The organism is Microbacterium sp. LEMMJ01 (assembly GCF_002114135.1).
Classification (GTDB): Bacteria; Actinomycetota; Actinomycetes; order Actinomycetales; family Microbacteriaceae; genus Microbacterium.
Genome location: NZ_NCTV01000036.1, coordinates 420,089 through 432,563 on the forward strand (window position 1 = coordinate 420,089; position 12,475 = coordinate 432,563).

A 12,475-nucleotide genomic window follows, 5' to 3' on the forward strand; every position below is an offset into this window, starting at 1 on the left:
GATGCCCGACCTGATCTTCGACGACGTCTCCATCACGTACCGCACCTCGGGGCGGTCGGGTCGGGACGAGGTGGCGGCCGTGCGCAACGTCTCGCTCACCCTCCCCGCCGGGCAGACGCTCGGCATCGCCGGCGAGTCCGGCTCCGGCAAGTCCACTCTCGCCATGAGCGTCCTCCGGCTCCTGCCGCGCAACGCCCGGCTCAGCGGCCGCGTGCTGCTCGGCGACCAGGACGTCGCCACGTTGTCCTTCGGGCAGCTGCGCGCCGTGCGCTGGGCGCAGACGTCCATCGTGTTCCAGGGCGCGATGCACTCGCTCAACCCGGTCCGCACGGTGGGCTGGCAGCTCCTGGAGGCGCTGGAGCTGCACGCCTCCGACCGATGGAAGGGCGAGAAGGCACGCAAGGAGCGGGTCCGGGAGCTGCTCGACATCGTCGACCTGCCGCAGCAGAAGAGCGAGTCGTACCCGCACGAGCTCTCCGGCGGCCAGAAGCAGCGCGTGATGATCGCGATGGCCCTCGCCTGCGATCCCGAGGTCATCATCGCGGACGAGCCGACCACCGCACTCGACGTGATCGTGCAGAAGCAGATCCTCGACATGATCTCGCGTCTGGTGGCGGAGCGCGGCATCTCGATGCTCATGATCAGCCACGACCTCTCGGTGCTCGCCACGGCGTGCGACCGGATCGCCATCATGCGCGACGGCGAGCTCGTCGAGGTCGGCGAGAGCTACGCGGTCTGCACGACCCCGCAGGAGGCGTACACGCGACAGCTCGCCGACGCCTTCCCCACGATCGGCGACCCCGCCTCGCGGATGGCCCCGGTGACGCGGCACGGCCGCGATGCGGACGAGGTGCCGGAGATCACCCACGGCGACGAGGTGCTGCTGGAGGCGCGCGGAGTCAACGTCACCTACCGCTCCGGCGGGCGCCCCGTGCATGCGGTCCGCGACGTCGACCTCTCGGTGCGCAAGGGCGAGATCGTCGCGCTCGTCGGCCAGTCCGGCTCCGGCAAGTCGACCCTCGCCCGCGCGCTCATGGGCCTGCAGCCCGCCGACCCCGGGTCGCAGATCCTCTTCGACGGCGCACCGATCCCGTCGAAAGGGCGCGACCTCGCGCGGTTCCGCTCGCAGGTGCAGCTCGTGCTCCAGGATCCGTGGGCCGCCCTGAACCCCAAGCACAGCGTCTACGAGTCCGTCGCCGAGGGGCTGCGCGTGCAGCGCTTCCCCGGCGACGAGCGCGAACGCGTGGCACAGAGCCTCGCGGATGCGGAGCTCACCCCGCCGGAGCGCTACTTCGGCGCCATCCCGCAGGAGCTCAGCGGCGGACAGCGGCAGCGCGTCGTCATCGCCGGTGCGCTCGCCGTGCAGCCGCAGCTGCTCATCGCCGACGAACCCGTCGCCTCGCTCGACGCGTCCGTGCGCGGGGAGATCCTCGGACTCCTGCTGGAGCTGCGCCGCCGCCTCGGGCTCTCCGCCCTCGTCATCACGCACGACCTCGGTCTCGCCTGGAACATCGCCCACACGGTCGCGGTGATGTACCACGGACAGATCGTCGAGCACGGACCCACCGAAGAGGTGCTGCTGAACCCGCAGCACGAGTACACCCGGCACCTGCTGTCCGCGGCGCCGCGCATCGAGGAGAAGACGGCATGAGCACCCTGACGGAGGCGGCGGTGTCGCCGTATCTCGACACGGCTCCCCTGCAGCCCGGCGACACGGTGGCGATCGTCTCGCCGTCCGGTCCCGGCAACGAGGAGAACACGCAGCGCGCCGTCGGCTACTACGAGTCCTGGGGGCTGAACGTCCGGGTGGGTGAGCATGTCCTCACGCCCCACCCGCGCGCGTCGTACCTCGCGGGGCCGGACGACCTCCGCCGCGCCGACCTCGTCGACGCCTGGCTCGATCCGGACGTGGACGCCGTCGTCACGGCTCGCGGCGGCTACGGTGCCCTGCGCCTCCTCGACGGCATCGACTGGGCCGACATGCGCCGCGGGGCGCTGCGCCGGGACGGGCGGCCGAAGCTCCTCACGGGCTCGTCCGACGTGACCGCCCTGCACGAGACGTGGCGCGCGCACCTCGAAGTCGCGACGCTCTTCTGCCCGATGGCAGGGAACAACGTCTTCCGCGATTCGGAGCAGGTGCGCGACGACGTGCAGCGCTGGCTCTTCGAACCCTGGCGCGGGCGGGAGCTCATCGGCCCGAAGACCGAGATCATGACGCCGGGCCGCGCCGAAGGGCGCTTCACGGGCGGCAACCTCAGCCTGCTCGCCGCCGGACTCGGCGCCCCGGAGGCGGACGTCCCCTCCCCCGGCATCCTGTTCCTGGAGGACATCACCGAGGAGCCGTACCGCCTGGACAGCTTCGTCACGCAGCTCCGGCGCGCGGGCCGTCTCGCCCAGGCGACGGGCATCGTGCTCGGCTCCTGGCACGAGTGCGGCGACCTCGACCTCGTCCACGCGCTCATGCGGGACGAGTTCCAGGACGCCGGGGTCCCCGTGCTGTGGGAGCAGGGCTTCGGCCACGACCCGCACGCCCTGACCATCCCGCTCGGTGTCGACGGGGTGCTGGACGCGACCGGCGACGAACCCCGCCTCACGGTGGGACGGCCATGATCGCCCTTCCGCCCCTCGATCCCCGCGTCACCTGGTCGATCCGGCTCGTCGACGCCGGCACCGGGGAGACCCTGGCCGAGCACGAGCCGCACACGCAGTGCGAGACCGCGAGCATCGGCAAGATCTTCCTGCTCCTCGAGGTCGCTCGACGGCTGGAGGCGGGCGCGCTCGCCGAGGACGACCGGATCGAGATCCCGGACGAGCACCGCGTCGAGGACTCCGGGCTGCTGTACCGCATGCACGATCAGCGCATCACGGTCCACGACGCGGCGCTCCTCGTCGGGGCGGTGAGCGACAACCTCGCCACGAACGCCCTGATCCACCTCTGCGGTCTGGAGGAGGTGCGGGCCGTCGCTCCGGCACTCGGATACCGCGACACCGCCCTGCACGACTACATCCGCAACGAGCGCACCCCCGACCTGCCCTGGACGCCGTCGTTCGGCACCGCGGCCGAGCTGTCCGACGTGATGCGCCGACTCGGGGCGGGCGAGGCGTTCTCCCCCGCGGTGAGCGCCCGGGTGCTGGACTGGCTCGCCGCCGACACCGACACGTCGATGACCGCCGACGCCTTCCTCCTCGACCCCCTCGCCCACGTCGAGGCCGAGTATCAGGGCATGGTGCTGCGTCACAAGACCGGCAGCGTGAGCTTCGCCCGCGTCGACGTCGGGCTGCTGCGGGGCCCGAGGGCCGCCGTCGCGTATGCGGTCGCGGCGAACTGGAAGGACTCCGCGGCCGATCTCCGCGCGCCCGTGCTCGACGGCATGCGCGCGGTCGGCGAGCTCATCCGCGCGCACGTCACCGGACGCGCACGAGACGAGGAGGACGCATGAGCGCGATCGACGTGGAGCTCCCCGACGAGAACGGCACGGTGTGGTCGATCCTCGTCCAGGACATCGACTCCGGCGAGGTGCTGCTGCGCCATGACCCGGAGACGGTGCAGGACACGGCGAGCGTCGGCAAGATCTTCCTCCTGCACCGCCTCCTCGCCGAGGTCGACGCTGGCACGCGGACTCTCGACGAGCGCGTGACCCGACGGCCGGTCGAGGCGATCGAGGACTCCGGCCTCTGGTACCTGCTGCAGGCGTCCGAGCTGTCGCTGTACGACGTGGCCGCGCTCATCGGGGCCGTGAGCGACAACGCCGCGACCAACACGCTAGGCCGCGTCATCGGCATCCCGACCGTGCAGGAGCACACGCGCGCGCTCGGCTACACCGCCTCGGCCCTCGACGACATCGTGCGGTGGCCGATCCCGCCCGGTGCCCCGAAGACGCTGTCGCACGCGAACGCCGCGGAGCTCGTGCTCTTCATGTCGCGCCTGGCCGATGGGACCGATCTCTCCCCCGCCTCGGCCGACACGCTGCGCCGCTGGCTGGGCGCGGGCATGGACCTGTCGATGGTCGCGTCGGCCTTCGACCTCGACCCGCTCGCGCACTGGGGCTTCGATCGCGGCGTGTGGCTGCTGAACAAGACCGGCACGATCTCCCGCGTCCGCGCCGACACCGGGATCGTCATGTCCCCCACCCGCCGGATCGCGTACGCCGTCCTGGCGAGCTGGGACCGGGGCGCCGACGGACGCGGACCGGTGCTGGCCGCCATGCGCCGCATCGGCGAGGGCATCCACGCCGCGCTCGCCGACTGAGACCGCCGCGGCTCAGACGACCCCGGCGCGAGCCAGGCGTTCCCGCACCCGGTCGATCGGCACCGCGTGCGCCGTCCGCCCCTCGGGGCCCACGGTGGTCTCCGCGGCGAGCACCGAGTTGACCAGGGCCTCCTCGACCGCGTCCATCGTCGCGGCGAAGAGCGGCGAGAGCTCGTCGTCCGCCGCCGGACCGCCGTCCGCCTGGTCGTGCACCGAGAAGGCGATCGCGTAGTCGCCGCTGCCCTGCGCATAGTCGGCGCCGACACCGCGCATCGCGAACACGGCCCGGTTGGCCACGCGGCCCAGCTGCCGCCCCTCGACGGGCGCGTCCGTCGCGACGACGATCATGCAGGAATTGCCCACAGGCTGTGCCGGAGCATCGGCGAGCAGCTCCTCCGCGGGCAGCGGGACTCCCGCGATCCGCAGCGTGCCGCTGAAGTTGGTCTGCACGAGCGCCCCCACGGTGCGCGAGCGCCCCGCGACCTCGACCAGCCGCGATGCCGTGCCGATGCCACCCTTGTACCCGAGGGCGACGGTCCCGGCACCGGCGCCCACGCCTCCCTCCGCGACCGCTCCCGGAGCCGCCGCGGCCAGGGCCGCCGCCACCTGCTCCTGCCCCACGGCGCGCCGTCGGATATCGGAGAGGAACCCATCGTTCGTCTCGCCCACCACCGGGTTCAGCGTGGTCGTCCGTGCGTGCGCCGGCGTCGCCAGCAGATGCCCGAGCAGCGCGTCCGCGACGCGGAACACGGACAGCGTCGAGGTCAGCAGGATCGGCGTCTCCAGCGCCCCGAGCTCCCGGAGCTGTGTGGCGCCGACGAGCTTGCCGTAGCCGTTGCCCACGGAGAGGTTCGCGGGAAGGCTCCGACGCTCGGCGGTGAGGGCGTCGGGGACGATCGCCGTCACGCCCGTGTGCAGACCGTCGCCGTGCAGCGTGGCATGCCCCACCCGCACACCGGGGACGTCGGTGATCGCGTTCTCCGCGCCGCGCGGGAAGGCTCCGGACGGCACACCGAGGTCGGCGAGACGGGGACGGGAGGACGAGGACGACGGCGGTGTCATGCTCCGATCCTTCCAGCGTCGGAGGGACCGACCGCAGCGCCGCGCCGGAGGCTCCGCCGGGTCGAGCGCCCCGCCCGTGCGCTCGGTAGACTGGGCGGCACCACCCACACTCAGGCACGCTCACACAGTGCCGCATACATCGCTCGAGGAGACCTCCATGTCCGCCATTCCCGACAAGCCCGCACTCGAAGGTCTCGAAGCGAAGTGGGACGCCGCCTGGGCGGAGCAGGGCACATACCTGTTCGACCGTCTGCGCGCCGCCGAGCTCGGTCGTGAGGGCGTCTACTCGATCGACACCCCGCCGCCCACCGCCTCGGGCAGCCTCCACATCGGTCACGTGTTCTCCTACACGCACACCGACGTCAAGGCCCGGTACGAGCGCATGCGCGGCAAGACCGTGTTCTACCCGATGGGCTGGGACGACAACGGCCTGCCCACCGAGCGCCGCGTGCAGAACTACTACGGCGTGCGCTGCGACCCCTCGCTCCCCTACGACGCCGACTTCACCCCGCCGTTCGAGGGCGGCGACAACAAGTCGAGCCGGGCCGCGGACCAGCAGCCGATCAGCCGTCGCAACTTCATCGAGCTGTGCGAGCGCCTCACGATCGAGGACGAGAAGCAGTTCGAGGCGCTGTTCCGTCAGCTCGGGCTGAGCGTGGACTGGACGCAGACCTACCGCACCATCTCCGACGACACGATCCGGCAGAGCCAGCTCGCCTTCCTCCGCAACATCGAGCGCGGCGAGGCATACCAGGCCCTCGCGCCGACGCTGTGGGACATCGACTTCCGCTCCGCGATCGCGCAGGCCGAGCTCGAGGACCGCGACCAGCAGGCCGCGTACCACACGATCGAGTTCCCCTTCGCGGACGGCTCCGGCTCCATCGCGATCGACACCACGCGCCCCGAGCTCCTCCCCGCGTGCATCGCGATCGTGACCCACCCCGAGGGACCGCACAAGCACCTCATCGGCACCAAGATCCGCACGCCCTACTTCGGCGCCGAGATCGAGATCCACGGCCACCACCTCGCCCAGCCCGACAAGGGCACGGGCGCGGCCATGGTCTGCACCTTCGGCGACGTGACCGACATCATCTGGTGGCGCGAGCTGCGCACCGCCGCCGGCGAGTCCCTGCCGAACATGACGACGATCGGTCTCGACGGCCGCTTCCTCGCCGAGGCCCCGTCGATCGTGGCCGACGCCGACGCACGCGCCTGGTACGCGGAGAACGTGGCGGGCAAGACGGTCTTCAGCGCCCGCAAGGCGATCGTGGAGAAGCTGCAGGAGACCGGCGACATGACCGCCGTCGGCAAGCCCTTCCAGCACGCCGTGAAGTTCTTCGAGAAGGGCGACCGCCCGCTCGAGATCGTCTCGACCCGGCAGTGGTACATCCGCAACGGCGCCCGCGACGGGGAGCTGCGCGATCAGCTCCTCGCGCACGGTACCGAGCTGGCGTGGCACCCCGACTTCATGCGGGTCCGCTACGAGAACTGGGTCGGCGGCCTCACGGGCGACTGGCTCGTGTCCCGGCAGCGGTTCTTCGGCGTGCCGATCCCGCTCTGGTATGCGCTGGACGAGAACGGGGAGCGCGACTACGACCGGGTGCTCACCCCGGATGCGGCCGCGCTGCCCATCGACCCGACCACGGATGTGCCGGCCGGCTACACCGAGGCCCAGCGCGGCGTGCCGGGCGGGTTCGACGCCGAGGCCGACATCCTCGACACGTGGGCGACCTCGTCGCTGACCCCGCAGCTCGCGGGCGGCTGGCAGCGCGACGAGGAGCTGTGGCAGCTCACCGCTCCGTTCGACCTGCGCCCGCAGGGACAGGACATCATCCGCACCTGGCTCTTCTCGACCATGCTGCGCTCCACGCTCGAAGACGGCCGCGCCCCGTGGAAGAACGCCGCCATCTCGGGCTTCATCGTCGACCCCGACCGCAAGAAGATGTCGAAGTCGAAGGGCAACGTGGTCACCCCGGCCGACGTGCTCGACGCCCACGGCTCGGACGCGGTGCGGTACTGGGCGGCGTCGAGCCGCCTCGGCATGGACGCGGCCTTCGACCCGCAGAACCCGACCCAGGTGAAGATCGGCCGGCGTCTCGCGATCAAGGTGCTCAACGCCGCCAAGTTCGTGCTGTCGTTCCCCGTGCCCGAGGGCGCTCAGGTGACGCACGCGCTCGACGCCTCGATGCTCACGGCACTCGACGGCGTGGTGGCCGAGGCGACCGCGGCCTTCGACCGGTATGACGCGGCGCGGGCGCTGGAGCTGACCGAGGCGTTCTTCTGGACCTTCTGCGACGACTACCTGGAGCTCGTGAAGGAGCGCGCCTACAACCAGAACGACGTGGGCCAGGCCTCGGCCGCCCTCGCGCTGCGTCTGGCGCTGTCCACGCTGCTCCGGCTGCTCGCCCCGGTGCTCTCCTTCGCCACGGAGGAGGCGTGGTCCTGGTTCGAGGAGGGCTCCGTGCATACGGCTGCGTGGCCCGAGAAGCTCGGCATCGAGGGCGACCCGGCCGTGCTGGCCGCCGCGAGCGAGGCGCTCATCGGCATCCGGCGCGCGAAGACCGAGGCGAAGGCATCGCAGAAGACCCCGGTCTCCCGTGCCGCCATCGCCGCTCCCGCCGCGAAGGTCGAGGCCCTGCGCGCCGCAGCGGACGACCTCCGCGCGGTCGGCCGCATCGCCGAGCTCGAGATCACCGAGGCGGAGGAGTTCGCGGTCACCGCGATCGAGCTCGCCCCGGTCGAGGCCTCCTGATGCAGCTCGGCACGCGGTGGGCCACGGGTGCTCAGCCGCCCGCGTCGGTTCCCGAGGCGCTGCGTCCCGCGATCGCCGAGGTCGAGTCCCAGGGCCTCACCGGCCACTGGACCCTCACCTGGCTCGAGGGCCGCGCGATCGCCGAGCTCGACGCCGGCTGGGAGGTCCTCCAGACCCCCTCCGGCGAGGTCATCGCCCGCCCCTTCTGATTCCGAGACCCCGCTTCATCGTCGAGACCCCCTCCTTCCCGCGCGGGAAGGAGGGGGTCTCGACGCGTACCCGGGGTCTCGGGTCAGCGGCGCGGGGCTCCGAGCTGCGCGAGGAGATGATCCACGGCGTGCGGGTCGTGGCGGCGGGCCTGCTGTTCGCGGAGGAGGTCGAGGGCGAGGGTCCGCCGCTGTGCGCGACGCTCGATCCGGTGCTCGATCATGGCGGTGACCCGGTCGGCGAGGCGCAGCAGGCCGCGCTCCGTCCGCGTGGGGCTGACGAGGTGCAGAGTCGCGGCGGTCATGATGCCTCCGTCGCCTCGGTCGTGGCCGCACCATCCGGTGTCGGCAGATCGAAGATCTCGGCGCGGAGGGAGACGCGGCGCACGTCGGGCCCCTCCTGACCGCGGTACTGCGCGATCGCCTTCTCCACGACCGCCTCCAGCTCGGCCCGCAGCGACATCGCCTGCTCCGCGGTCATGTCCAGGTGCGTGGTGATCGTCACGCCCACGTCGCGCCAGCCCTCGGGGACCTCGGACTCCGGGCGGTTGAGGTACCGCATCAGCGTTTCGTGCCGGAGTCGGAAGAACTCCGAGGTCACGATCTGCGCCGCAGCGCGGTTCGCCGGCGACATCTGCTCGTCCGGCCCCGGCACGTCGATCCGGCCCTTCGGACGCTCCCACCATCGCTCCCGTGCCGTGCCCCGGCCTTCCACCTCGCGGATGAGGTCGTGGGCGGCGAGGGCGCGGAGGTGGTAGCTGGTGGATCCCGAGGTCTCCCCCACGAGGGCCGCGAGAGAGCTGGCCGTCTGAGGACCACGAGAGGCGAGCAGATCGAAGATCCTGACCCGCAGCGGATGGGCGAGCGCCTTGAGCGCCCCCGCATCCAGCGTCCGTACCTGCGTCTCGTTCGTCATGAATGCAAAGTTACGCTTGCAAACAAAGCTTTGCAAGTCTTTCTTTGCATACGGTCAGCTCACGGACTCCCGGGCCGCGACGAAGGCCGCCACGCACCGCTCCACCTGGTCGGGGGTGTGCGCGGCGGAGAGCTGCACCCGGATCCGCGCCTTGCCCCGCGGCACCACCGGGAAGCTGAACGCGGTCACGTACACGCCCTGGTCCTGCATCGCCGTGGCGATTCGGGCTGTGAGACCGGCATCGCCGAACATGACGGGCACGATCGGGTGCTCCCCCGGAAGCAGGTCGAACCCCTCCTCCGCCATCCGGGCGCGGAACAGGGCCGCGTTGTCGCGCAGCCGCGCCCGGAGGTCGGCCGATCCCTCGACCAGGTCGAGCGCGGTCAGCGTGCCGGCCACGATGGCCGGAGCGAGGGTGTTCGAAAACAGGTACGGGCGGGAGCGCTGACGCAGCAGCGCGACGATCTCCGCGTGCGAGGCGACGTACCCGCCGGAGGCGCCGCCCAGCGCCTTGCCGAACGTGCCGGTGTAGATGTCCACGCGATCTGCGACGCCGCACAGCTCCGGCGTCCCGCGTCCGTTCTCGCCGACGAAGCCGACCGCGTGCGAATCGTCCACGAAGACGAGCGCGTCGTAGCGTTCCGCCAGGTCGCAGATCTCGGCCAGCGGGGCGATGTAGCCGTCCATAGAGAAGACACCGTCGGTCACGATCACGCGGAACCGGGCATCGGCGGCCGCCCGCAGCTGCTCCTCCAGATCCGCCATGTCGCGATTGCGGTACCGGAGCCGGCGCGCCTTGGACAGCCGGATCCCGTCGATGATGGACGCGTGGTTCAACTCGTCCGAGATGATCGCGTCCTCGGCGGAGAACAGCGTCTCGAAGACACCGCCGTTCGCGTCGAAGCAGGAGGAGTAGAGGATCGCGTCATCGGTGCCGAGGAAGTCCGCGAGCCGACGCTCCAGTTCGAGGTGCTGCTCCTGGGTGCCGCAGATGAAGCGGACGCTCGCGAGCCCGTACCCCCACTCGTCCAGGGCCGTCCGGGCCGCAGCGAGGATTCGCGGGTCGTCGGCCAGCCCCAGGTAGTTGTTGGCGCAGAAGTTGAGCACCTCGGCGCCGTCGGCCGTGATCTCCGCCCGCTGCGGTCCGCGGATGCCGCGCTCGCGCTTGGTGAGCCCCGCCTCCTCGATTCCCGCCAGCTCCTGCGCCACATGGTCCTTGAAGGTCGCGTACATCACAGCTCCGTCCAGTCGAGGATGATCTTGCCCGTGCCGGCGGACTCCGCCGCCGCGAATCCGCGCTCCCAGTCGCGCGCCGGTACGACCTCGGCGATCACCCGGCCGATGGCTTCGCGCAACGTCGCACTCGTCTGGAGCATCGCGCCCATGGCGTTCCACGTCTCGAACATCTCCCGGCCGTAGATCCCGGTGATCGTGAGCATGTGCGTGACGAGCTTGCCCCAGTCGATGTCGAACCCGGTCGACGGCAGCCCGAGCATGGCGATGCGTCCGCCGTGGTTCATGTTGTCGATCATCGCCGGGAGCGCCGACGCCGCGCCGCTCATCTCGAAGCCGATGTCGAAGCCCTCGCGCATGCCGAGCGCCCGCTGCGCGTCGCGGATCTCCTGGCGGGAGACGTCGACGACCTCGTCGGCTCCCATCCCGCGCGCCATCTCCAGGCGCGGCGCGCTCACGTCGGTCCCGACGATGAAGCGGGCGCCCGCATGCCGGGCGACGGCGATCGCCATCAGGCCGATCGGACCGCACCCGGTGACGAGCACGTCCTCACCGACGAGCGGGAAGCGGAGGGCGGTGTGCACGGCGTTGCCGAGCGGGTCGAAGATCGCGCCGAGCTCCGGGGTGACCTCGGCGTGGTGGACCCACACGTTCGTCGCCGGCAGCGAGAGGTACTCGGCGAAGGCGCCGTCGCGCTGCAGCCCGAGTCCGATCGTGCGGATGCACATCTGCCGCCGTCCGGCGCGGCAGTTCCGACAGGTGCCGCAGACGATGTGTCCTTCGCCGGACACCCGGTCGCCGACCGCGATGTCGTGGACGAGCGGCCCGACCTCGACGACTTCCCCGTAGAACTCGTGTCCCGGGATGAGGGGCGCGGCGATCGCGGAGGCCGCCCAGTCGTCCCATCGCCGGATGTGCAGATCGGTTCCGCAGATGCCGGTGCGGAGGACACGGATGACGACCTCGCCGGGACCCGCGACGGGGTCGGGACGCTCCACGAGCGCGAGGCCGGCGCCGGGTTCCTCCTTGAACAGAGCTCTCATGCTCTGATCTCATCGCATCCGTTGCTGTAGAACAATCGGCATCTTCTGCATCCGCCCTGTAGAGGGAACTAAACTGTCGTCGTGGAACTCCACCAGCTCCAGATCCTCCGCGAACTCGGAGCGCTGGGAAGCGCGACCGCCGTCGCCGAGGCGCTGCGGGTCACCCCCTCCGCGGTCTCGCAGCAGCTCGCCGCACTGCAGCGCTCCTTCCCGGCCCCGCTCACCCGTCGCCAGGGCCGTACCCTCGTGCTGACCGCCGCCGGCGAGGTCCTGGCAGCAGCCGGAGCCGAGGCCATCGACGCGATGGCGGCGGCGCGCCACGCCCTGGACGACTTCGAGGACGCGGCGACGGGAGAGGTGAGCATCAGCGGCTTCCACAGCGTCGGTCAGGCACTCTTCGGCCCGCTCGTGCGGGAGCTGTCCGGCAAGGAGCACGCCCCGACCGTGCGTCTCACGGACGAGGACGTCGCGCAGAGCGAGTTCCCCGGGCTCACCGCGCGGTACGACCTCGTCCTCGCCCATCGGATGGAGCACTCCGCGCCGTGGCCGACCGAGGGTGTCCGCGCCGTGGGTCTCGTCCGCGAGCCTCTGGACGTCGCCGTCTCCGCCGAGCACCCTCTCGCCGGTCGCCGCACCCTCTCGCCGGACGAGATCGCCGACGAGCAGTGGGTGACGAGCCGTGTGGGGTACTCCCCCGACGACGTGCTCCGCGCCGTCGCCGCCGTCGCCCGCCGCCCGGTCGAGGTCCGGCACCGTATCAACGACTACGGTGCGGTGTCGGCGGTGGTCGCGGCCGGTGGTGTCGTGGGGATGCTCCCCCGGTTCACCTCGCGCAGCGTGGACGATCGTGCCATCGTGCGCATCCCGCTCCGAGGCGTGAGCACGCACCGCATGATCGACGTCCTCGCGCGCCCGGAGAACCTGCGCCGCCGCTCGGTCCGTGTCGTCGTCGACGCCCTGCGAGAGGTGATGACCCGTCTGAGCGCGGAGCGTTCCGGGGACGGCGATGGCTAG

12 protein-coding genes are annotated in these 12,475 nt (G+C 71.4%); 7 read left to right on the top strand and 5 right to left on the bottom strand.

What is annotated here, in order from left to right; genetic code table 11:
• Position 1 precedes the first annotated feature (1 nt).
• Genes B7W94_RS16985 through B7W94_RS17000 form a run of 4 tightly spaced genes read left to right on the top strand, consistent with a single transcriptional unit; the run spans position 2 to position 4,249 of the window.
• Positions 2-1,651: an ATP-binding cassette domain-containing protein gene (locus B7W94_RS16985; RefSeq protein WP_085607806.1), complete on the top strand. Its 1,650-nt coding sequence runs from the start codon at positions 2-4 to the stop codon at positions 1,649-1,651.
• Entirely contained in the window at positions 1,648-2,610 is a 963-nt protein-coding gene (locus B7W94_RS16990; RefSeq protein ID WP_085607808.1) for a S66 peptidase family protein, read from the top strand. Before B7W94_RS16985 ends, B7W94_RS16990 begins: the two co-directional genes overlap by 4 nt.
• A complete protein-coding gene (locus B7W94_RS16995; protein ID WP_062766742.1) occupies positions 2,607-3,440 on the top strand; it encodes a serine hydrolase in 834 nt (277 codons plus the stop codon). The genes B7W94_RS16990 and B7W94_RS16995 overlap by 4 nt, the downstream gene beginning before the upstream one ends.
• Positions 3,437-4,249, top strand: coding sequence for a serine hydrolase (locus tag B7W94_RS17000; RefSeq protein WP_062766745.1), 813 nt, complete (start codon positions 3,437-3,439; stop codon positions 4,247-4,249). Before B7W94_RS16995 ends, B7W94_RS17000 begins: the two co-directional genes overlap by 4 nt.
• 12 nt (positions 4,250-4,261) lie before the next feature.
• Here B7W94_RS17000 and B7W94_RS17005 read toward each other — a convergent pair whose 3' ends face one another.
• Positions 4,262-5,311: a P1 family peptidase gene (locus B7W94_RS17005; protein WP_062766748.1), complete on the bottom strand. Its 1,050-nt coding sequence runs from the start codon at positions 5,309-5,311 to the stop codon at positions 4,262-4,264.
• 157 nt (positions 5,312-5,468) lie between these two features.
• Between B7W94_RS17005 and valS the strand changes: the two genes are divergently transcribed.
• Together valS and B7W94_RS17015 are read left to right on the top strand one after the other, a co-directional pair.
• Positions 5,469-8,063: a valine--tRNA ligase gene (gene valS, locus B7W94_RS17010; protein ID WP_085607810.1), complete on the top strand. Its 2,595-nt coding sequence runs from the start codon at positions 5,469-5,471 to the stop codon at positions 8,061-8,063.
• Positions 8,063-8,272, top strand: coding sequence for a hypothetical protein (locus tag B7W94_RS17015; protein ID WP_025105004.1), 210 nt, complete (start codon positions 8,063-8,065; stop codon positions 8,270-8,272). Before valS ends, B7W94_RS17015 begins: the two co-directional genes overlap by 1 nt.
• An 83-nt stretch (positions 8,273-8,355) precedes the next feature.
• Here B7W94_RS17015 and B7W94_RS17020 read toward each other — a convergent pair whose 3' ends face one another.
• Genes B7W94_RS17020 through tdh form a run of 4 tightly spaced genes read right to left on the bottom strand, consistent with a single transcriptional unit; the run spans position 8,356 to position 11,461 of the window.
• Complete coding sequence (locus tag B7W94_RS17020; RefSeq protein ID WP_085607812.1) at positions 8,356-8,574, bottom strand: hypothetical protein; 219 nt, start codon at positions 8,572-8,574, stop codon at positions 8,356-8,358.
• Complete coding sequence (locus B7W94_RS17025) at positions 8,571-9,185, bottom strand: ArsR/SmtB family transcription factor (RefSeq protein ID WP_085607814.1); 615 nt, start codon at positions 9,183-9,185, stop codon at positions 8,571-8,573. The genes B7W94_RS17020 and B7W94_RS17025 overlap by 4 nt, the downstream gene beginning before the upstream one ends.
• Before the next feature lie 54 nt (positions 9,186-9,239).
• A complete protein-coding gene (locus B7W94_RS17030) occupies positions 9,240-10,418 on the bottom strand; it encodes a glycine C-acetyltransferase (RefSeq protein WP_085607816.1) in 1,179 nt (392 codons plus the stop codon).
• The gene (gene tdh, locus B7W94_RS17035; protein ID WP_062634086.1) at positions 10,418-11,461 is read right to left on the bottom strand and encodes an L-threonine 3-dehydrogenase; all 1,044 of its coding nucleotides are present in this window, start codon (positions 11,459-11,461) and stop codon (positions 10,418-10,420) included. Before tdh ends, B7W94_RS17030 begins: the two co-directional genes overlap by 1 nt.
• 81 nt (positions 11,462-11,542) lie before the next feature.
• On the opposite strand from tdh, the gene B7W94_RS17040 reads away from it, so the two are divergent.
• Positions 11,543-12,475: a LysR family transcriptional regulator gene (locus B7W94_RS17040; RefSeq protein WP_085607818.1), complete on the top strand. Its 933-nt coding sequence runs from the start codon at positions 11,543-11,545 to the stop codon at positions 12,473-12,475.